The sequence below is a fragment of the Bacteroides sp. AM54-2NS genome (assembly GCF_003602935.1).
In the GTDB taxonomy this organism is placed as follows: Bacteria; Bacteroidota; Bacteroidia; order Bacteroidales; family Bacteroidaceae; genus Bacteroides; species Bacteroides xylanisolvens.
The window spans coordinates 94605-116300 of record NZ_QTMZ01000019.1 but is presented as its reverse complement, the minus strand read 5'-3'; the positions used below and the strand labels follow the sequence as shown (position 1 = coordinate 116300).

The 21696-nt window shown below is 43.0% G+C and carries 14 protein-coding genes, 1 rRNA gene and 4 pseudogenes; 16 read left to right on the top strand and 3 right to left on the bottom strand.

All coding sequences use genetic code 11. From position 1 onward, the window contains the following. The 7 genes and pseudogenes from rrf to leuB form a co-directional block, all read left to right on the top strand. Nucleotides 1–108 (top strand): 5S ribosomal RNA (rrf, locus tag DXA05_RS13630); the annotation flags it as partial. A gap of 125 nt (nucleotides 109–233) precedes the next feature. Next, nucleotides 234–467: a hypothetical protein gene (locus tag DXA05_RS13625; protein ID WP_004311794.1), complete on the top strand. Its 234-nt coding sequence runs from the start codon at nucleotides 234–236 to the stop codon at nucleotides 465–467. A 401-nt stretch (nucleotides 468–868) separates the two neighbouring features. Continuing rightward, nucleotides 869–2365, top strand: a complete 1497-nt coding sequence (locus DXA05_RS13620; RefSeq protein WP_004315472.1) for a 2-isopropylmalate synthase — start codon at nucleotides 869–871, stop codon at nucleotides 2363–2365. 81 nt (nucleotides 2366–2446) lie between these two features. Further along, nucleotides 2447–3841 carry a 3-isopropylmalate dehydratase large subunit gene (leuC, locus tag DXA05_RS13615; RefSeq protein WP_004311792.1) on the top strand — a complete coding sequence of 465 codons (1395 nt, stop codon included), beginning with the start codon at nucleotides 2447–2449 and terminating at the stop codon, nucleotides 3839–3841. 41 nt (nucleotides 3842–3882) lie between these two features. Then, nucleotides 3883–4479: a 3-isopropylmalate dehydratase small subunit gene (gene leuD, locus DXA05_RS13610; protein ID WP_004307192.1), complete on the top strand. Its 597-nt coding sequence runs from the start codon at nucleotides 3883–3885 to the stop codon at nucleotides 4477–4479. Then, nucleotides 4461–6007 (top strand): annotated as a pseudogene (locus tag DXA05_RS13605) (alpha-isopropylmalate synthase regulatory domain-containing protein). Before leuD ends, DXA05_RS13605 begins: the two are co-directional and overlap by 19 nt. A 60-nt stretch (nucleotides 6008–6067) precedes the next feature. Continuing rightward, nucleotides 6068–7129, top strand: a complete 1062-nt coding sequence (gene leuB / locus DXA05_RS13600; RefSeq protein ID WP_004311790.1) for a 3-isopropylmalate dehydrogenase — start codon at nucleotides 6068–6070, stop codon at nucleotides 7127–7129. 217 nt (nucleotides 7130–7346) lie between these two features. Here leuB and DXA05_RS13595 read toward each other — a convergent pair whose 3' ends face one another. Then, nucleotides 7347–8036: a phosphatase PAP2 family protein gene (locus DXA05_RS13595; RefSeq protein WP_118408791.1), complete on the bottom strand. Its 690-nt coding sequence runs from the start codon at nucleotides 8034–8036 to the stop codon at nucleotides 7347–7349. A gap of 95 nt (nucleotides 8037–8131) precedes the next feature. Further along, nucleotides 8132–9966 (bottom strand): annotated as a pseudogene (locus tag DXA05_RS13590) (sulfatase-like hydrolase/transferase). 131 nt (nucleotides 9967–10097) lie between these two features. On the opposite strand from DXA05_RS13590, the gene cysK reads away from it, so the two are divergent. Continuing rightward, nucleotides 10098–11048, top strand: coding sequence for a cysteine synthase A (cysK, locus tag DXA05_RS13585; protein ID WP_128859263.1), 951 nt, complete (start codon nucleotides 10098–10100; stop codon nucleotides 11046–11048). Between the two features lie 27 nt (nucleotides 11049–11075). Further along, the gene (locus DXA05_RS13580; protein ID WP_009039275.1) at nucleotides 11076–11894 is read left to right on the top strand and encodes a tetratricopeptide repeat protein; all 819 of its coding nucleotides are present in this window, start codon (nucleotides 11076–11078) and stop codon (nucleotides 11892–11894) included. A gap of 206 nt (nucleotides 11895–12100) precedes the next feature. Here the strand turns inward: DXA05_RS13580 and recQ are convergent, their stop codons facing one another. Next, the gene (gene recQ, locus DXA05_RS13575; protein WP_008025863.1) at nucleotides 12101–13909 is read right to left on the bottom strand and encodes a DNA helicase RecQ; all 1809 of its coding nucleotides are present in this window, start codon (nucleotides 13907–13909) and stop codon (nucleotides 12101–12103) included. A gap of 270 nt (nucleotides 13910–14179) precedes the next feature. Between recQ and DXA05_RS13570 the strand changes: the two genes are divergently transcribed. The 7 genes and pseudogenes from DXA05_RS13570 (at nucleotide 14180) to DXA05_RS13540 (ending at nucleotide 21680) form a co-directional block, all read left to right on the top strand. Continuing rightward, nucleotides 14180–14644: a helix-turn-helix domain-containing protein gene (locus DXA05_RS13570; RefSeq protein ID WP_004301101.1), complete on the top strand. Its 465-nt coding sequence runs from the start codon at nucleotides 14180–14182 to the stop codon at nucleotides 14642–14644. A gap of 95 nt (nucleotides 14645–14739) precedes the next feature. Continuing rightward, complete coding sequence (locus DXA05_RS13565) at nucleotides 14740–16788, top strand: dihydrofolate reductase (RefSeq protein ID WP_049703436.1); 2049 nt, start codon at nucleotides 14740–14742, stop codon at nucleotides 16786–16788. A gap of 6 nt (nucleotides 16789–16794) precedes the next feature. After that, complete coding sequence (locus tag DXA05_RS13560; RefSeq protein WP_004314019.1) at nucleotides 16795–17460, top strand: DNA alkylation repair protein; 666 nt, start codon at nucleotides 16795–16797, stop codon at nucleotides 17458–17460. 256 nt (nucleotides 17461–17716) lie between these two features. Then, on the top strand, nucleotides 17717–18205 hold the full coding sequence (locus DXA05_RS13555) for a transcriptional repressor (protein ID WP_008025868.1): 489 nt from the start codon (nucleotides 17717–17719) through the stop codon (nucleotides 18203–18205). Then, nucleotides 18202–19472, top strand: a pseudogene (locus DXA05_RS13550) (adenylosuccinate synthase). Before DXA05_RS13555 ends, DXA05_RS13550 begins: the two are co-directional and overlap by 4 nt. Before the next feature lie 109 nt (nucleotides 19473–19581). Then, on the top strand, nucleotides 19582–20880 hold the full coding sequence (locus tag DXA05_RS13545; RefSeq protein ID WP_117683553.1) for an alpha-L-fucosidase: 1299 nt from the start codon (nucleotides 19582–19584) through the stop codon (nucleotides 20878–20880). A gap of 120 nt (nucleotides 20881–21000) precedes the next feature. Further along, nucleotides 21001–21680, top strand: a pseudogene (locus DXA05_RS13540) (zinc metallopeptidase). The last annotated feature ends 16 nt before the right edge of the window (nucleotides 21681–21696 follow it).

Genomic DNA, 21696 nt, shown 5'->3' with positions numbered 1-21696 from the left:
GGTGGTTATAGCACGAGGGTTCCACCTCTTCCCATTCCGAACAGAGAAGTTAAGCCTCGTCACGCCGATGGTACTGCGTAACAGTGGGAGAGTAGGTAGCCGCCGTTTTTAGAGAAGCCCCTTGATTCAGCAACGAATCAAGGGGCTTTCTGTTGTTTGGTACTTTGCAAAAAAAGTGTTATATTTGCGACCGACAATTATTTTATTAAACGTTTAAAGCAAATTTGAAAGGTATGAAAACTAAATTATTTTTGGCTGCTGTAGCAGTAACATTTTCTTTTGCAATGATGTCTTGTGCTGGTAACAAAACTACTAACGCTGCTTCTGAAGGTGAAGAAACAACCGTAGAAACTGTAGAAGCTGTTGTTGAATCTGATTCTTGCTGCCAGGCTAAAGATTCTTGTGCTACTGCTTGCGACAAAAAAGCTGATTGCGCAGAAAAGAAAGAATGTTGCGATAAGAAGTAATCTATTGATTTAGAACAATAAAGAAGAAGAGGGAGAGAATGCTGAAAAACATTCTGCTCCCTCTTTTCTTTTAGTGAAATATAGACCTGTATTCGTGATACATTTTTGGTAAAAATCGGCTTTAACTTATGAAATGATATTTTTTTCGATAAAAAAGTAACGTATTATTTGGTGGTAAAGAAATAATCCATACCTTTGCACCGTCAAACTATAAAAGAGACAAGAAATGAACCAGATGTTTATACATATTCTACTATGCGGTATTATTATTCTACTATCAAAGGTTAGTGGAAGTGAGTGCTGCGCGTAAATGTGTATAAATGAAAATATACGAAAGCTTTCTCACTTCCAAGTGTGAAAGGCTTTTTTTAATGCTAATAATTATATAATATACATTGAATATGGACAATAGGTTATTTATTTTTGATACCACTCTTAGAGATGGTGAACAGGTTCCGGGATGCCAGTTGAATACAGTAGAGAAGATTCAGGTAGCAAAGGCATTGGAAGCGTTGGGAGTAGACGTGATTGAAGCCGGATTCCCCATTTCGAGCCCGGGAGATTTTAATTCAGTGATTGAGATTTCAAAAGCGGTGACTTGGCCTACTATCTGTGCTTTGACACGTGCAGTTCAAAAAGATATTGATGTTGCTGTAGATGCACTGAAATTTGCTAAACATAAACGTATTCATACCGGTATCGGTACTTCTGATTCGCACATTAAATATAAATTCAATTCGAATCGTGAGGAGATTATCGAACGTGCGGTAGCTGCCGTGAAATACGCCCGCCGTTTTGTGGACGATGTAGAGTTTTATGCAGAAGACGCAGGCCGTACGGATAATGAATATCTGGCACGTGTGGTGGAAGCCGTTATCAAAGCGGGAGCTACCGTAGTGAATATTCCTGATACAACGGGTTATTGCTTGCCTTCAGAATATGGTGCTAAGATAAAATACCTGATCGACCATGTAGACGGCATCGATAATGCCATACTTTCTACTCACTGTCACAACGACTTGGGTATGGCTACTGCCAATACGATAGCCGGTGTTTTGAACGGCGCACGTCAGGTGGAAGTTACCATCAACGGTATCGGCGAACGTGCAGGAAATACTGCCCTCGAAGAAATCGCCATGATTATCAAGAGTCACCACGAAATAGATATTCAGACCAATATCAATACACAGAAGATTTATCCGACCAGCCGCATGGTATCCAGCCTGATGAATATGCCGGTACAGCCGAATAAAGCGATCGTTGGACGTAATGCTTTCGCACATTCTTCAGGTATCCATCAGGACGGTGTGTTGAAGAATGTACAGACGTATGAGATTATTGATCCACATGATGTGGGTATTGATGATAACTCTATCGTATTGACAGCCCGTAGCGGACGTGCCGCATTGAAAAATCGTCTTTCTATTTTGGGAGTTGACCTGGAGCAGGAAAAGCTGGATAAGGTATATGATGAGTTCTTGAAGTTGGCTGATAAGAAAAAAGATATTAATGATGACGATATTTTAGTATTGGCAGGCGCAGACCGTAGCCAGAATCATCGCATCAAACTGGATTATTTGCAGGTGACGAGTGGTGTCGGTGTTCGTTCGGTAGCTAGTTTGGGATTGAACATTGCCGGTGAGAAGTTTGAGGCTTGTGCCAGCGGTAACGGTCCGGTAGATGCAGCTATCAAAGCATTGAAGAAGATTGTAGAACGCCACATGACTTTGAAAGAGTTTACTATTCAGGCTATCAGCAAGGGAAGTGATGATGTAGGTAAAGTACACATGCAGGTAGAATACGATAACCAGATTTATTATGGTTTTGGAGCTAATACAGATATTATTGCCGCTTCCGTAGAAGCTTATATTGACTGTATTAACAAATTCAAATCATAAAAAAGAGACTGACAGTCGTATCGGCATTGTAGAGATTGACTAAAATAGTAAATAGTAATTAGTAAAATAGTAAATAAACAGATGAATACATTATTTGATAAGATATGGGATGCCCACGTGGTGACTACTGTGGAAGATGGTCCTACACAGCTTTATATTGATCGCTTATATTGTCACGAAGTGACTAGTCCGCAAGCTTTTGCCGGATTGCGTGAACGTGGAATCGGAGTGTTGCGTCCGGAAAAGGTATTTTGTATGCCCGACCATAACACACCGACACACGATCAGGATAAGGAGATTGAGGATCCGATTTCTAAAACGCAGGTCGACACATTGACTAAGAATGCGAAGGATTTTGGTTTGACACACTACGGTATGATGCATCCGAAGAATGGAATTATCCATGTGGTAGGTCCCGAACGTGGTTTGACTTTGCCGGGAATGACGATTGTCTGCGGTGACTCTCACACTTCTACTCATGGTGCGATGGGAGCAATCGCTTTCGGTATCGGAACAAGTGAAGTGGAAATGGTATTGGCTTCGCAATGTATTCTTCAGTCAAGACCGAAAACTATGCGTATCACGGTAGACGGTGAACTGGGTAAAGGGGTGACTGCAAAAGATGTAGCTCTGTATATGATGTCTAAGATGACTACCAGCGGTGCTACCGGTTACTTCGTAGAATATGCAGGTTCGGCCATTCGCAATCTGACAATGGAGGGACGTCTTACACTTTGTAACCTTTCTATCGAGATGGGTGCACGTGGTGGTATGGTTGCTCCGGACGAAGTGACTTTTGAATATATCAAGGGACGTGAAAGTGCTCCGCAAGGCGAAGCATGGGACAAGGCTTTGGCATATTGGAAGACATTGAAGAGTGATGACGATGCCGTATTCGACAAGGAAGTCCGTTTCGAAGCTGCTGATATTGAGCCGATGATTACTTACGGAACGAATCCGGGTATGGGTATGGGCATCACACAACACATTCCCACGATGGAAGGAATGAGTGAAGCTGCACAGGTTTCATTCAAGAAATCAATGGACTACATGGGATTCCAACCGGGAGAATCTTTGTTGGGCAAAAAGATTGATTATGTATTCCTCGGAGCTTGTACAAACGGTCGTATCGAAGATTTCCGTGCATTTGCTTCCATCGTGAAAGGCCGCAAGAAAGCGGAAAATGTAATTGCATGGCTGGTTCCGGGTTCATGGATGGTAGACGCACAGATCCGTAAGGAAGGAATCGACAAGATTTTGACGGAAGCCGGATTTGCTATTCGTCAGCCGGGATGTTCTGCTTGTCTGGCAATGAACGATGATAAGATTCCTGCCGGGAAATATTCGGTATCTACCAGCAACCGTAACTTCGAAGGACGTCAGGGACCTGGTGCACGCACCTTGTTAGCTAGTCCTCTGGTGGCTGCTGCTGCTGCGGTGACAGGTGTGATTACCGATCCGAGAGAACTGATGTAATTTCAATCATAAATCATAATTTATAATTCATAAATAAGGCGATGGCTAAGACAAAATTTAATATAATCACAAGTACTTGTGTACCTCTTCCTTTAGAAAACGTAGATACCGACCAGATTATTCCGGCACGTTTCTTGAAAGCAACCACTCGTGAAGAGAAATTCTTCGGTGATAACCTTTTCCGTGACTGGCGTTACAATGCAGATGGTTCTTTGAACAAGGATTTTGTGTTGAACAACCCTACTTACAGCGGACAGATATTGGTGGCAGGTAAGAACTTCGGTTCGGGTTCCAGCCGTGAACATGCAGCCTGGGCAATTGCCGGCTATGGTTTCCGTGTGGTGGTATCCAGTTTTTTTGCCGATATTCATAAGAATAATGAGTTGAACAACTTTGTGCTTCCGGTGGTTGTAACCGAGGAGTTTCTGCAAGAATTGTTCGATTCAATAGAAGCAGACCCGAAGATGGAAGTGGAAGTGAATCTTCCCGAACAGACCATCACCAACAAGGCGACAGGTAAAAGTGAACATTTTGAAATCAATGCTTACAAGAAACTTTGTTTGATGAACGGATTGGACGATATCGATTTCTTGTTAAGCAATAAAGATAAAATAGAAGAATGGGAAAAGAAGGCGTGAAAATAGAAATCATGGACACAACGCTCCGTGATGGTGAACAAACCAGCGGAGTATCTTTCGTGCCTCATGAGAAACTAATGATCGCCCGTTTGCTGTTAGAAGATTTGAAGGTAGACCGGGTGGAGGTTGCTTCGGCGCGTGTGTCGGACGGTGAGTTTGAAGCCGTGAAGATGATTTGTGACTGGGCGGCCCGTCGTAATCTGCTCCATAAAGTGGAAGTGCTCGGCTTTGTTGACGGGCATACTTCTGTCGATTGGATTCAGCGTACCGGTTGCCGCGTGATTAATCTTCTTTGCAAAGGTTCACTGAAGCATTGTACGCAACAACTGAAAAAGACACCGGAAGAACATCTGGCAGATATCATTAATGTGGTGCATTATGCCGACGAACAGGATATAACCGTCAATGTTTATCTGGAAGATTGGAGTAACGGTATCAAGGATTCTCCCGAATATGTATTCCAGTTGATGGATGGATTGCAAGAGACGAGTGTCAAGCGTTATATGTTGCCTGACACGCTGGGTATCTTGAATCCTTTGCAAGTGATAGAGTATATGCGGAAGATGAAGAAACGTTATCCGAATACTCATCTCGATTTCCATGCGCACAATGACTATGATTTGGCAGTGAGCAACGTTCTTGCAGCCGTATTAAGCGGTGTCAAAGGACTGCATACCACCATCAACGGACTGGGCGAACGGGCTGGAAATGCTCCTCTCGCAAGTGTGCAAGCCATCCTGAAAGATCATTTCAATGCGGCGACCAATATCGACGAGAGCCGTTTGAATGATGTCAGCCGGGTAGTGGAGTCTTATTCGGGTATTATGATACCTGCCAATAAACCGATTGTAGGTGAGAATGTCTTTACACAAGTGCAGGTGTGCATGCCGACGGCGATAACAAAAATAATCTTTACTGTAATGATTTGCTTCCCGAACGTTTTGGCCGCAAACGTGAATATGCGTTGGGCAAGACAAGCGGCAAAGCCAATATCCGCAAAAATCTCGAAGACCTCGGACTGGAGTTGGATGAAGATGCTATGCGCAAGGTGACGGAGCGTATCATCGAACTGGGCGACAAGAAAGAATTGGTGACACAGGAAGATTTGCCGTACATCGTTTCTGATGTGTTGAAGCATGGAGCGATTGGTGAGAAGGTCAAACTGAAGAGCTATTTTGTGAATCTGGCTCATGGATTGAAACCGATGGCTACGTTGAAGATAGAAATCAACGGAAAAGAGTACGAAGAGAGTTCAGGCGGTGATGGCCAGTATGATGCTTTTGTTCGTGCATTGCGTAAGATATATAAGGTGACATTGGGACGCAAATTCCCGATGCTGACCAATTATGCGGTGACAATCCCTCCCGGTGGGCGTACGGATGCATTTGTGCAGACAGTAATCACATGGAGTTATGACGAGCAGGTGTTCCGTACCCGTGGACTTGATGCCGATCAGACGGAAGCTGCCATCAAAGCTACTATGAAGATGTTGAACCTCATCGAAGATGAATACGAGAAGAGCAAGTGAGAGATAACTTTCCCAAAGAATGTTTTTTATAAGAATATATAAATAGAAGAATAAACGATTATGGATTTTAAAATTGCTGTATTAGCAGGCGACGGCATCGGACCGGAGATCTCTGTACAAGGTGTAGATGTGATGAGTGCCGTTTGCGAGAAGTTTGGCCACAAAGTAAGTTACGAATATGCAATCTGTGGAGCTGATGCGATTGATAAAGTAGGCGATCCGTTTCCAGAAGCAACCTATCAGGTTTGTAAAGATGCGGATGCTGTTTTATTCTCTGCCGTAGGCGATCCGAAATTTGATAACGACCCTACTGCTAAGGTACGTCCGGAACAAGGTTTGTTGGCGATGCGTAAGAAACTGGGACTTTTTGCCAATATCCGTCCGGTGCAGACATTCAAATGCCTGATTCACAAATCTCCGTTGCGTGCGGAACTGGTAGAGAACGCAGATTTTATCTGTATCCGTGAGTTGACCGGAGGTATGTATTTCGGTGAAAAATATCAGGATAATGATAAGGCGTATGATACCAACTATTATACTCGCCCGGAAATCGAACGTATCTTGAAAGTGGCTTTTGAATATGCGATGAAGCGCAGAAAACACCTGACGGTGGTAGATAAGGCAAACGTGTTGGCTTCTTCCCGTCTATGGCGTCAGATTGCACAGGAAATGGCTCCGAACTATCCGGAAGTGACAACAGATTATATGTTTGTGGACAATGCTGCAATGAAAATGATTCAGGAACCTGCTTTCTTCGATGTGATGGTAACGGAAAACACCTTTGGTGATATTCTGACTGACGAAGGTTCTGTAATCAGTGGTTCTATGGGCTTGCTTCCTTCTGCTTCCACAGGCGAGAGCACTCCGGTGTTTGAACCGATTCACGGTTCATGGCCGCAGGCTAAAGGATTGAATATTGCTAATCCGTTGGCACAAATTCTTTCCGTAGCTATGTTGTTTGAGTATTTCGATTGCAAAGAAGAGGGTGCGCTGATTCGTAAAGCAGTAGACGCTTCTTTGGATGAGAATGTACGTACACCGGAAATTCAGGTGGCTGACGGTGCTAAATACGGAACGAAAGAAGTAGGACAGTGGATTGTTGATTATATCAAGAAAGCTTGATATTCTACCACAGATTACACCGATTCACACAGATTGCTGATGGAGCTGTATAACAGCCCTTTATAAATAATTTCACCCACGTTATAGATAGCTATAACGTGGGTGATTTTTAATATTCAGATTTTGTTTGATAACTCCACTTACTCTTCATCCTTTTTATGGAATATCTTTTTTATCATTTGAAATCTGTGTGAATCTGTGTAATCTGTGGTGAACCTTACCAACTTTTAATAGTGGAATATATAATGATCCCGAGCACTGTCAGCAATCCTACATAAATAGTGACTGACCATTGTTTTATATCTTTTCTCTTCGTGCGGGTGGAAGGTTCCAAATAAATGGCTATTTTGTGAGCGATAGTACAGAATAACCAACCGCCGAATCCTCCGATAATACCTCCTACGAGTAAATCACCGGGATAATGTACACCCAAGTATATACGTGTATAGCAGTTAAGAATTGCCCAAGTTACGATGAAAATACTTAGCCAACGTTTACGGAACAGAAATACTACAAACATGGCAAGCCCCAATGAATTGGCCGCATGGCACGATGGGAAACCATAACTTCCTCCACGATACCCGTTTACGATATATACCATATCCACAATAGGGTTGTCCGGATTGGCGGGACGCAGGCGTGCCACTACCGGGCGGATGATACTGCTGCACATTTGGTCGGCAAAGGTTATCGTGAGCGCGATAGCTGCCACATAACATACGACAACTTTCCAGTGGAAATTTCTTAATAATATATATAATATGGTGGCATACATGGGAACCCAGATTATTTTACCCGTGAAGGAACTCATGAAATAATCCCAGAAAGGGGAGTGTATACCATTGAAAAATAAGAAGATATTTGTATCTATCTCCGAAAGGAATTGCACGATTTCGCTATGTATCATCCGGCTTTATTGATCTATTTTTAACGTCGCAAATATACAATAAAGAATAGTAAATGTCCTATATTACCTTATAAATATTCCATATTTCTTAATAATTAGCGTTTGGCAAGATCATCGTAGAGCTTCTGTAAGAACGCTTTTCCTTTTTCCAGGTTAGCTCCTTTGGCGGTGCCTTCGTCCAGTTGTACGGTATTGGCGTCCAGATTGTACACCAATTGGTTATCGGCAGTAATCATTCCGAAATAATCCGGTCGGGTAAAGTATGCGAAATGAGGAGAGCCCGGATTCAGGATATTCTTGCTGAAAGTAAATTCATCGTGCGGCAATCCTAATTGAGCGAGCAAAGTGGCGGCAATGTCAATTTGCGAAGCATAAGTATCTACTACGAGAGGTTGTTTTATTGCACCTCCGATTAAAATCAGCGGAATGGTTTGTCCGTCCAACGGATTTTCTATCGGGTATGGGTATGCACCCTGATGATCGGGAACGAGTACAAACAGTGTGTTTTTCCATAACGGTGTTTCCTGATACTGTTTCACGAAATCTCCCACACAACTGTCGGCATACGCAAAGGAGTTGAGGACTTTATCATCCAGCCTGTGGAACGGAACTTCGAATGGTTCGTGGCTGCTTGATGTCTGAACCAGTTTCAGGAATGGCTCTTCTTGTTTTTCTTCTTTCAGGTCTTTCATCAGGCGCTGGAACAAAACGTGATCTTGTGCTCCCCATTTTCCGGTACGTTCGGACAGAGGGAAATCTTTATCGGAAATAATCTTCTCGATACCGGAAGATACCAGGTAAGAGCGCATATTGGTGAAATCGGCATCTCCTCCATAGTAATATTCGAGGCTGTATCCTGCATTTTTCAAGCTACGGGGGATGGAAGGAAGTTTGTCCGTCTTTTCGGGATATTTCATGATGCTGGTACTCGGCTGTCCGGGATATCCGCTGATGATAGATGCCAGTCCGCGGTCTGTGCGGAAACTGCTGCCGTAGAAGTTGCTGAATAATACGCCTTCTTTTGCGAATTTATCCATGTTGACAGCCACATTGGGTTGTCCTCCGAAAGTTTCCATCAAGTGTGTGGAGAAACTCTCAAGGATAATGAAAATAATGTTCGGGCGTTGTGTATTCAATAATTGGGGGATGCTGTCTGTTGCTGCGACGGGTTTGTCTACCATTCTGCAAATAATTCGTCGGCTATTTTCGGATCCATGAAGCGATACTGCTTATCGAAATTATTCTGATGGGTGGCAGAATACATGAAGCTGAATGCCGGATTAATGGCTGCATGATTCATGCGTTGATCCTGACTGAAATACACTTTGCTTAAATTCATGGTGGATACGCTGAATCCGCCCCGGATAGGGATGAAGAGTGCCGCTGTCAGCAAAAGCAGTGCAAGCGAGACATTCTGGCGTCGATAAGGTATTTTCAGAGGCTTTTTCTCCCGGATAAGGACGCAATAGAAAATACAGTATAGAATTGCTGCATAGATCAATATAGCCAGAATTCCAAGTAGAACAAACCAAAAACTGACACTTGCCATGGCATCTTTGGGAGAAGAGAAGAAATAGAAAATAGGAGTGGCGTCCAGACGGAATCCCCAAAATCCGTACAATCCCAAGTCAATGATAAAAATGCAGGCCATGACAAAGGCTATTACTCCGAAATATCCTTGCCGGATGCGGCGGAGTATGGATGAATTTGTCCAGGCGGAAGCAATGAGCAGGATGCCGGGGATAGCGGTCAGATAGCCTGCAAGAGATAAATCCAGTGGTAATCCGTGCCACATGACGCGGAAATAGTCACCCAAAGATGCATTAGTATATAAGTCATGGTAGTAAACCATGAAGATTGGTTTCTGAAGAACGAATAAAAGAACAAATAAAAAATAGGTCGTGAGAAATTGTATAATTCTCTTTTTCATATATGTAAACTTAAAAAGATTGAACGGATACAAAGTTACTATACTTTTCCTTATCTTTCTCATGATGTGATGTAAAACATACCTTTTTTTCCATATCTTTGTCGTGTCTGTGACAAAAATGAAGTAATAAGATGGCAAAGATTGCAAAGAAACTAACAGATTTAGTGGGGAATACCCCTTTGATGGAACTTTCCGGTTATAGTGGAAAGTATGGTCTGGAACAAAATATTATTGCCAAACTGGAGGCTTTTAATCCGGCAGGAAGTGTAAAAGACAGAGTCGCTCTTTCGATGATTGAAGATGCGGAAGCTCGTGGAGCATTGAAACCCGGTGCAACGATTATTGAGCCGACAAGCGGAAATACAGGTGTAGGGTTGGCAATGGTGGCTACTATTAAAGGGTATCACCTGATATTGACCATGCCCGAAACGATGAGTCTGGAACGGCGGAATCTGTTGAAAGCGTTGGGTGCGCAGATTGTATTGACAGATGGGCTGGGAGGGATGGCAGCTTCCATTGCCAAAGCGCAGGAGTTGCGTGATAGTATTCCCGGTTCGGTGATTTTGCAACAATTTGAGAATCCGGCCAATGCTGCTGTTCATGAACGGGCAACGGGTGAAGAAATTTGGAGGGATACAGACGGTGAAGTGGCCGTTTTTGTAGCCGGAGTTGGTACCGGGGGAACAGTCTGCGGGGTAGCCCGTGCTTTGAAGAAACATAATCCGAATATTTATATTGTTGCTGTGGAACCGGCATCGTCTCCTGTGTTGGCAGGCGGAGAGGCGGCTTCGCATCGTATTCAAGGTATTGGAGCGAATTTTATCCCGAAGCTTTATGATGCTTCGGTGGTGGATGAAGTAATAGGCGTGCCAGATGATGAAGCGATTCGTGCAGGACGTGAGTTAGCGGCAACAGAAGGTCTGTTGGCGGGTATTTCTTCGGGAGCAGCTGTGTATGCCGCCCGTCAACTGTTACAACGTCCGGAATTTAAGAACAAAAAAATAGTAGCGTTGTTACCTGATACGGGAGAGCGTTATTTGTCGACCGAATTGTTTGCTTTTGACGCATATCCATTGGATTAATTCATTCACTATAAAAAGACCTGAACCATGGTAAGAATAATTATAGTTTTGCTTTTTTGTTTTCCGGCTGTTACCTTTGCGCAAACCTATCAGCAATTGTCCGAGAGAGCCATTGAGTGTATCGAAAAAGACAGTCTTCCCCAGGCAGAGGAACTTTTGCTTCAGGCTTTGAAGTTGGAACCGAAAAACGCAAAGAATGCACTGCTCTTTTCTAACTTGGGATTGGTTCAGCGCCGTTTGGGCGAGTTTGATAAAGCATTGGAATCTTATTCTTTTGCACTGAACTTTGCTCCTTTGGCAGTCCCTATTTTGCTCGACCGTGCCGCCATTTATATGGAAATGGGAAAAACAGACCGTGCTTATACGGATTATTGCCAGGTGTTGGACGAGGATAAGCAGAACAAAGAAGCTTTGTTGATGCGTGCTTATATTTATGTGCTCCGCCGCGATTATCCGGCTGCGAGAATAGATTATAATCGTTTATTGGAGCTCGATCCGCAGAGCTATAGCGGACGGCTGGGACTGGCTACTTTGGAGCAGAAAGAAGGAAAATTCCGGGAAGCTCTTGAAATATTGAATAAGATGCTTGCGGCCACTCCTGAAGATGCGACGCTCTATATTGCCCGTGCCGATGTGGAACGTGAGATGAAACATGAAGATTTGGCATTGGTCGATTTGGAGGAAGCCATCCGGTTGGATGCTGCCTCGGCTGATGCTTATCTGTTGCGTGGAAATATCTACCTGGCACAGAAGAAGAAAGGACTGGCAAAAGCCGACTTTGAAAAAGCTATTTCATTGGGAGTGCCTCCGGCTGATTTGCACGAGCAATTGCGGCAATGTAAGTGAAGTTATCAATAAGCCAACTATATCTTTCCGGTTTACATAAGTGAGCGCCTTTTGCTATGGACATTAGTTCGTTCCACAGTTGTTTCCCTTTAGTTCTACCTATGTGGAACTAAAGGGAAACAACTGTGGAACGGAAAGATAACCTTAGTGGAACGAATAATCATTAGTCAGGTGACTCGTTAATATATACTATTCAAGAATTTCTTTTATTCTACGAACTGTCTAATCAGATTTACGAAATCCTTTCCATATTTCTTTTTCTTGTGTTCGCCGATACCACTGATTTCTCCAAACTCTTCGATGGTGGTGGGACGTGAGATGCAAAGCAGATGCAACACTTTGTCTGACAATACGATATAGGCGGGCAAAGCTTCCTGATCGGCAAGCTGTTTTCTTAATCCTCGCAATGCTTCGAACAAATCTTGGCTTTCGCCACCTGCCGCACCAAAGGGGAGTTCTTTGGCGATAACCACTTTTTTCTTTTTTCCTTTTCGGGTAACTGCTTCCTCATGCTGGATAACTACCAATGCCGCTTGTGTCCTTCCGAAGAGAACATCACTTCCGCTTGATGTTATTTTGAGATGATTATTCTCATTATAAGCTATTTCAAAATAGCCGAGTTGCAGCATTTGAAGCAGATAGTCTTGCCAGTCACGAGGAGGAATATCGCGTCCGGCACCGAACGTTTTAAGTTCCTGATACCCTTTTCCGGTTACTTCCGCAGAATAGTTTCCACGAAGAATATCAATCAACACTCCTGTGCTGATTTGTTGTTCTGTGCGTGCGATGGCACTTAATGCTTTTTGCACGATGACTGTACCGTCGAATCGTTGAGGGGGATTTTTACAAACATCGCAGTTACCGCAATCCTCTGTTGTTGTTTCTCCGAAGTAGCTTAATAAGATTCTTCGTCGGCAAATGTCGGCCTCTGCGTATTGCTGCATACGTTGGAGCTTTTCCAGATTGATATTTTGCTGATTACTTTCCGAAGCGAATTTAGTTAGTAATATTAAGTCGCCTAATGAATAAAACAGGACAGTATTGCTGGGTAACCCATCACGTCCGGCACGTCCTATTTCCTGATAAAAGCTTTCTATACTTTTAGGCAGGTTATAATGTATCACCCAGCGGACATTTGATTTATCAATCCCCATTCCAAAAGCAATGGTGGCACATACCACTTGTATGCGGTCGTTAATAAAATCATTCTGTGTTTCGTCCCGGTGTTGAGTGGATAACCCGGCGTGATAAACACCGCAGCGGATACCCTGCTTCTGTAACATCTGTGCGACGGTTTCCGTCTTACTTCGACTCATGCAGTAAATAATCCCGCTTTCTTCCCCGTGGCGGTGGATAAATTCTAAGATAGCCTTGTTCTTTTCCTTCGCTTGAAATCCACGTTTCACAGTCAGGCTGATGTTGGGACGGTCGAACGAGGAAATGAAGGTACGCGGATGGTTCAGATGCAATTGCCGTACGATGTCTTCACGCGTGATTTTATCCGCGGTGGCAGTTAGTGCGACAATTGGTATTTGCGGAAATTGTTGGTGGAGCACTCCCATTTGTGTGTATTCCGGACGGAAATCATGTCCCCATTGCGAAATACAATGAGCTTCATCAATAGCAAACAGAGAGATGTTCATATCCCGCAACAAATAGTCCTTTTCAGCTAAAAGTTTTTCCGGTGAAATGTAAAGCAGCTTCAGGCGACCTTCAATGCATGCGCGGCGCAGATTAGCGTTTTCTGTTTCGTCATTACTGCTGTTCAGCGCTCCGGCAGCGATGCCGTTTGCCAGCAATGCTTCTACCTGATCTTTCATCAATGAGATGAGGGGAGAAACGACAACGGCAGTACCTTCGCAAAGCAGTGCGGGAAGTTGGTAACAGATTGATTTCCCCCCACCAGTGGGCATTAATACCAATGCATCCTGTTTGTTCAGGATGTGTCGGATGATTTCTTCTTGCAGAGGACGGAAATTATCGTACCCGAAATATGTCTTTAAAGTCTCTCTCATTGATGCTGATTTATCCATGCTGCAAAGGTACATTTTTCTTTGGCAATTTTTCATCATGTGTAGATTTCTGTTTCTGATATGAATTATAAATAAGTTAAAGTTTCTTATTATTCGGACTCATTCCTTCTTTTTCAAGGTTTTTGATTGTTTATTTAGAAAAAAAATGCACAAAATAATTGTGTGTTTAAAAAAAAAGTAAGACATTTGTAACATGTTACGTTGCAAATGAGCAATTATTAACAAATGAACAAACCCTAACCAGTTAATTCAATGAGCGATTTAGAGAACAAAAAAACGGAAGAAACTCCGAAAAAACGTCCCTACAATTTGAGGGAAAAGAAAGAAAAGAAGGCTGCATACAGGTCTTTGATTAGACCGGAATTGGCAGACGAGTTGTATGACAAGATCCTGAATATCATCGTTGTACAGAAGAAGTACAAGGATCCTGACTATTCAGCTAAGGACTTGGCGAAAGAATTGAAGACGAATACTCGTTACCTTTCTGCAGTAGTAAACTCACGCTTTGGCATGAACTATTCTTGCCTGTTGAATGAATACAGAGTAAAAGATGCTTTGCATTTATTGACTGACAAACGTTATGCCGACAAAAATGTGGAAGAAATTAGTGCCATGGTTGGCTTTGCAAATCGTCAATCTTTTTACGCTGCATTTTACAAAAACGTAGGTGAGACTCCTAATGGATATCGCAAAAAACATCTCGAAAATAAGAAATAATTGCGCGTTCCGAAATTAGTCAAAAGGAATTACCTCTAAATGAAAGATTTTGGAGATAATTCCTTTTCTCATTTTAATTAATCAATGCTAGCATTATGAAAAAACATCTGATTTTAATGACAGTGGCCGCTACGCTTTTAACATCGTGCGGAGGAAGTAAAACAACAACTGCTGAAGCAGACAAATTTGATTATACAGTGGAACAATTTGCTGATTTACAGATATTGCGTTATAAAGTTCCCGGATTTGAGGAACTGACGCTGAAACAGAAGGAACTGATTTATTACCTGACAGAGGCTGCTTTGGAGGGAAGGGATATTCTGTTTGACCAGAATGGAAAATATAATTTGAGAATCCGTCGGATGCTCGAAGCAGTATATACAAACTATCAGGGAGATAAAACAACGCCTGATTTTAAAAATATGGAGGTGTATCTGAAAAGGGTATGGTTCTCCAATGGTATTCATCACCACTATGGTACGGAGAAATTTGTGCCCAACTTCTCGCAGGAGTTCTTGAAACAGGCTGTACTCGGTATAGATGCCCAGTTGCTGCCGTTGGCGAAAGGGCAGACTGCCGAACAACTTTGTGCCGAACTGTTTCCGGTGATTTTCGATCCGACTATTATGCCGAAACGGGTAAACCAGGCAGATGGCGAAGATCTTGTGTTGACTTCTGCTTGTAACTATTATGACGGAGTGACGCAGAAAGAGGCAGAGAGTTTTTATAGCGCCCTGAAAGATCCGAAAGACGAAACACCGGTTTCTTACGGGCTGAACAGTCGGCTGGTCAAAGAAAACGGAAAGTTGGAGGAGAAAGTTTGGAAAGTAGGCGGACTCTATACACAGGCAATAGAGAAGATTGTTTATTGGCTGAAGAAAGCGGAAGGTGTAGCAGAGAATGAGGCACAAAAGGCCGTTATCACCAAGCTGATTCAATTCTATGAAACAGGCAATCTGAAAGATTTCGATGAATATGCCATTCTTTGGGTGAAAGACCTTGATTCACGAATCGACTTTGTGAATGGATTTACTGAAAGTTACGGTGATCCGTTGGGTATGAAAGCGAGCTGGGAGTCTTTGGTGAATTTCAAAGATTTGGAATCAACGCACCGCACAGAAATAATCAGTAGCAATGCGCAGTGGTTTGAAGATCATTCTCCGGTAGATAAATCTTTCAAGAAAGAAAAGGTAAAAGGGGTATCGGCTAAAGTGATTACTGCCGCTATCCTTGCAGGTGATCTTTACCCGGCAACGGCTATCGGTATCAATCTGCCGAATGCAAACTGGATTCGTGCGCACCACGGTTCTAAATCGGTGACAATCGGAAATATAACAGATGCTTATAACAAAGCCGCTCACGGAAACGGATTCAACGAAGAATTTGTTTATAGCGATGCGGAAATACAACTGATCGATGCTTATTCTGATTTAACGGATGAGCTGCATACGGATTTGCACGAATGTTTGGGACACGGTTCCGGTAAGTTACTTCCGGGTGTAGATCCTGATGCTTTGAAAGCATACGGCTCTACCATCGAAGAGGCGCGTGCCGATTTGTTCGGATTGTATTATGTGGCTGACCCCAAGCTGGTAGAACTGGGACTTCTCTCTTCTCCCGATGCTTATAAAGCTCAATATTATACTTATCTGATGAACGGTCTGATGACGCAGTTGGTACGTATCGAACCAGGCAATACTGTGGAAGAAGCTCACATGCGCAACCGCCAGTTGATAGCCCGTTGGGTATTTGAGAAGGGGGCTGCCGATAAAGTGGTGGAATTGGTGAAGAAAGACGGAAAGACTTATGTGGTTATCAATGACTATCAGAAAGTACGCGAACTTTTCGGCGAATTGTTGGCTGAAATCCAGCGAATCAAATCGACAGGTGACTTTGAAGGTGCCCGTTCATTGGTAGAAAACTATGCCGTAAAAGTAGATCCGGCTTTACATGCAGAAGTTCTGGAACGTTATAAGAAGTTGAATCTGGCTCCTTATAAAGGTTTTGTGAATCCGAAATACGAACTGGTGACAGATGAAAACGGAAACGTTACGGATGTCACGGTTTCTTATGATGAAGGTTATGTAGAACAAATGTTGCGTTACAGCACTGATTATTCTCCGCTGCCTTCCATAAACAACTGATCTGAAATGGATATTAAAGAACAATTGAAAGATATCAAGACACAGCTCCGTCTCTCTATGAACGGGGCTGTGTCCCAAAGTATGCGCGAGAAAGGGCTGGTTTATAAACTCAATTTCGGAGTGGAACTGCCTCGTATCAAGATGATTGCCGAAGGTTACGAAAAGAATCATGACCTGGCACAGGCTTTATGGAAAGAGGAAATTCGCGAGTGTAAGATTCTGGCGGGAATGCTTCAGCCGATTGAAACGTTTTATCCCGAGATAGCCGATATTTGGGTGGAAAACATCCGGAATATCGAAATAGCAGAACTGACTTGTATGAATCTCTTCCAGCATTTACCGTATGCTCCGGCCAAATCCTTTCACTGGATTGCCGACGAACAGGAGTACGTGCAGACTTGTGGTTTCCTGACTGCCGCCCGTCTTCTGATGAAGAAAGGGGATATGACCGAACGTGCCTCCGGCGAATTGCTCGACCAGGCGATTTGTGCGGTACATTCCGACAGCTATCATATTCGTAACGCAGCTTTGCTGGTTATCCGCAAATATATGCAGCATAGCGAGGAACATGCTTTTCAAGTATGCCGCCTGGTGGAAGGTATGGCTGATTCTACCTTGGAAGGAGAGCAAATGCTCTACAATATGGTGAAAGAGGAGCTTGCTGTAGACTAATCTTATTTTCATGGAGTAAGTCCTTTTATTAAATAACGGTTTAATTTTTTAGACGCGGATAACACGGATGACGCGTCTAAAAAATAAACCGTCTTGTTATTCGTTTATTATATAAGCCAATCTACAAAACGAATGATAGCCTCCATTTAATTTATAAAAAAACTGTCTAACTCTGTGATGAACTAAAAAAACTTCTCTTTATCATTTGCTTTCCGCAAAAAAGGCTTAACTTTGTTCGCGCTAATTTTGGCTGATGATGGAAACTCAAAACGTGAAAGATACAGTAAGGCAGATATTCACGGAATATCTCACGGCGAACGGGCATCGAAAGACTCCTGAACGCTACGCCATACTCGATACTATTTATTCTATCGACGGTCATTTCGATATTGACATGCTTTATTCACGGATGATGGACCAGGAGAATTTCCGGGTGAGCCGGGCAACTCTCTACAACACCATTATTCTTCTTATCAATGCACGGCTGGTCATTAAGCATCAGTTCGGTACTTCCTCCCAATACGAAAAATCATATAATCGCGAGACACATCATCATCAGATATGTACTCAATGTGGTAAAGTGACCGAGTTTCAGAACGAGGAACTGCAGCAAGCCATTGAAAATACGAAATTGAGCCGCTTCCAGCTTTCGCATTACTCCTTATATATATATGGAGTATGTAGTAAGTGCGACAGAGCTAACAAACGGAAAAAAGTAAATAACAACAATAAAAAAGAAAAATGAAAGTAGATGTTCTATTAGGATTACAATGGGGCGACGAAGGTAAAGGAAAAGTAGTCGACGTTTTAACACCTAAGTATGATGTGGTTGCTCGTTTTCAGGGCGGCCCGAATGCCGGTCACACGCTTGAGTTTGAAGGACAGAAATATGTGCTTCGCTCTATTCCTTCCGGTATTTTTCAAGGAAACAAGGTAAACATCATCGGTAACGGTGTGGTACTTGATCCGGCATTGTTTAAAGCAGAGGCAGAAGCACTTGAAGCATCGGGTCATCCGCTGAAAGAACGTTTGCACATTTCAAAGAAAGCTCATCTTATTCTTCCGACACACCGTATTCTGGATGCTGCATACGAAGCAGCCAAAGGCGATGCTAAAGTAGGAACTACCGGTAAGGGTATCGGCCCTACTTACACGGATAAAGTGAGCCGTAACGGTGTTCGTGTAGGTGATATTCTTCATAACTTCGACCAGAAGTATGCTGCTGCGAAAGCTCGTCACGAACAAATTCTGAAGAGCTTGAATTATGAATACGATCTTACTGAACTGGAAAAAGCATGGTTGGAAGGTATCGAATACCTGAAACAATTCCATTTCGTAGATAGCGAACATGAAGTGAATAACCTGTTGAAGGATGGTAAGAGCGTGCTTTGTGAAGGAGCGCAGGTACTATGCTTGATATTGATTTCGGTTCATATCCGTTTGTGACTTCTTCCAATACCGTATGTGCGGGAGCCTGCACCGGACTTGGAGTGGCACCTAACCGTATCGGTGAAGTATATGGTATCTTCAAGGCATACTGTACTCGTGTAGGAGCAGGTCCGTTCCCATCAGAACTGTTTGACGAAACAGGCGACAAGATGTGTACGTTGGGACATGAATTCGGTTCTGTAACTGGTCGTAAACGTCGTTGCGGATGGATCGACCTGGTAGCGTTGAAGTATTCCGTTATGATAAACGGAGTTACCAAATTGATAATGATGAAGAGCGATGTACTCGATACTTTCGAAACAATCAAAGCGTGCGTTGCTTACAAAGTGAACGGTGAAGAGATCGACTACTTCCCGTATGACATCACAGAAGGCGTAGAACCTGTATATGCAGAGCTTCCGGGTTGGCAGACAGATATGACCAAGATGCAAAGCGAAGATGAATTCCCGGAAGAATTCAATGCTTACCTGACTTTCCTGGAAGAACAGCTTGGTGTAGAAATCAAGATTGTATCTGTAGGACCGGACAGAGCACAGACCATCGAACGTTATACTGAAAAATAACAATTGATTTATTATATGGAGGAAAGGCGGAGATTGAAGAAAAACTCCGCCTTTCTTGTTCAATCCTTTGTATAGTCTATCCTAAACACACAAAAATAATGTATGCCTTATGAAAACACGTTTTATAGCTTTCCTTTTGTTGTTCGTAATGAACTTGGGAGTATTTGCGCAATCTTCCTATCAGCCTACCGAAGAGAATCTGAAGGCACGGCAGGAATTTCAGGACAATAAGTTTGGTATTTTTCTTCATTGGGGGCTATACGCTATGCTCGCTACCGGTGAGTGGACTATGACAAACAATAATCTGAATTATAAAGAGTATGCCAAACTGGCAGGCGGATTTTATCCTTCCAAGTTTGATGCGGACAAATGGGTGGCAGCTATTAAAGCTTCAGGAGCGAAATATATCTGTTTCACTACCCGTCATCACGAAGGTTTTTCTATGTTTGACACTAAGTATTCGGATTATAACGTAGTCAAAGCTACTCCTTTTAAAAGAGATATTGTGAAAGAGCTGGCAGCAGCCTGTGCCAAGCAGGGCATCAAGCTCCATTTTTATTATTCACATCTTGACTGGGCGCGTGAGGACTATCCCTGGGGACGTACAGGGCAGGGCACAGGTCGCTCGAACTCGAAAGGAGATTGGAAAAGTTATTATCAATTCATGAATAACCAGTTGACAGAATTGCTGACGAATTACGGCCCGATAGGTGCCATCTGGTTTGACGGATGGTGGGATCAGCCCAAAACTTTTAACTGGGAATTACCGGAACAGTATGCTCTGATTCACAAACTCCAACCGGGGTGTCTGGTGGGTAATAATCATCATCAAACGCCTTTTGATGGAGAAGATATCCAGATTTTCGAACGCGATCTGCCCGGTGAAAATGCTTCGGGGCTTTCCGGACAGGAGGTGAGTCGTCTGCCGTTGGAAACTTGCGAAACAATGAATGGTATGTGGGGATATAAGATTACCGACCAGAATTATAAATCTACAAAGACATTGATTCACTATCTGGTGAAGGCAGCCGGTAAGAATGCCAATCTTTTGATGAATATCGGCCCTCAACCTGATGGGGAACTTCCTGCGGTAGCTGTACAACGCTTGGCAGAGATGGGAGAGTGGATGAAACAATATGGTGAAACGATTTATGGAACACGAAGCGGTGCAGTTGCTCCACACGATTGGGGAGTGACAACACAAAAAGGAAATAAGCTCTATGTGCATATTCTCGACCTGAAAGATGCGGCTTTGTTCCTGCCGTTGACAGATAAGAAGGTCAAGAAGGCAGTCTTGTTTAAAGACCAGTCTCCGGTTCGTTTCACAAAGACGAAAGCCGGTGTTTTGCTCGAATTCGCCGAGGTTCCGAAAGATATTGACTATGTGGTAGAACTGACAATTGACTAATTTTTAGCTAATTCTTCATAAAAGCAAGGGGAAACTATTCTGACATTGAACGTTTCCTCTTATTTTTGGCAAACAATTTGTTTATAAAGATATAGAGTAATAATTAAAATTGAAAAGTATATGATGTCTTATTGGGTATTATTTATAGGAATCGCTGTTGTAAGTTGGTTGGTACAGATGAATTTGCAAAACAAATTCAAGAAGTACTCTAAGATTCCTACAGGAAACGGAATGACAGGACGCGACGTTGCTTTAAAAATGTTGCATGACAATGGAATTTATGACGTACAGGTTACACATACGCCGGGACGGTTGACCGACCACTACAATCCTACTAACAAAACGGTGAATTTGAGTGAAGGGGTGTATGAAAGTAACAGTATAATGGCAGCTGCGTAGCAGCTCATGAATGTGGACACGCTGTACAACATGCACGCATGTATGCTCCGCTGAAAATGCGTAGTGCGCTGGTTCCGGTGGTAAACTTTGCCTCTTCCATTATGACGTGGGTATTGTTGGGTGGTATCTTGTTGATAAACTCTTTCCCGCAGTTATTGCTGGCAGGTATTATCCTGTTTGCTATGACTACACTGTTTAGCTTTATCACGCTGCCGGTGGAAATCAATGCAAGTAAACGTGCGTTGGTATGGTTGAGTTCATCCGGCATTACTAATTCGTGCAATCATGCACAGGCTGAAGATGCTCTTCGTTCTGCTGCTTATACGTATGTAGTTGCTGCATTAGGTTCATTGGCAACATTGGTATACTACATCATGATCTTCATGGGTAGAAGAGATTAAGAAATGAAAAAGGGAG

Coding starts and splice junctions, on each gene's coding strand:
- DXA05_RS13625 (WP_004311794.1), top strand. CDS start 234: ATGAAAACTAAATTATTTTTGGCTGCTGTAGCAGTAACATTTTCTTTT.
- DXA05_RS13620 (WP_004315472.1), top strand. CDS start 869: ATGGACAATAGGTTATTTATTTTTGATACCACTCTTAGAGATGGTGAA.
- leuC (WP_004311792.1), top strand. CDS start 2,447: ATGAATACATTATTTGATAAGATATGGGATGCCCACGTGGTGACTACT.
- leuD (WP_004307192.1), top strand. CDS start 3,883: ATGGCTAAGACAAAATTTAATATAATCACAAGTACTTGTGTACCTCTT.
- leuB (WP_004311790.1), top strand. CDS start 6,068: ATGGATTTTAAAATTGCTGTATTAGCAGGCGACGGCATCGGACCGGAG.
- DXA05_RS13595 (WP_118408791.1), bottom strand. CDS start 8,036: ATGATACATAGCGAAATCGTGCAATTCCTTTCGGAGATAGATACAAAT.
- cysK (WP_128859263.1), top strand. CDS start 10,098: ATGGCAAAGATTGCAAAGAAACTAACAGATTTAGTGGGGAATACCCCT.
- DXA05_RS13580 (WP_009039275.1), top strand. CDS start 11,076: ATGGTAAGAATAATTATAGTTTTGCTTTTTTGTTTTCCGGCTGTTACC.
- recQ (WP_008025863.1), bottom strand. CDS start 13,909: ATGAGAGAGACTTTAAAGACATATTTCGGGTACGATAATTTCCGTCCT.
- DXA05_RS13570 (WP_004301101.1), top strand. CDS start 14,180: ATGAGCGATTTAGAGAACAAAAAAACGGAAGAAACTCCGAAAAAACGT.
- DXA05_RS13565 (WP_049703436.1), top strand. CDS start 14,740: ATGAAAAAACATCTGATTTTAATGACAGTGGCCGCTACGCTTTTAACA.
- DXA05_RS13560 (WP_004314019.1), top strand. CDS start 16,795: ATGGATATTAAAGAACAATTGAAAGATATCAAGACACAGCTCCGTCTC.
- DXA05_RS13555 (WP_008025868.1), top strand. CDS start 17,717: ATGGAAACTCAAAACGTGAAAGATACAGTAAGGCAGATATTCACGGAA.
- DXA05_RS13545 (WP_117683553.1), top strand. CDS start 19,582: ATGAAAACACGTTTTATAGCTTTCCTTTTGTTGTTCGTAATGAACTTG.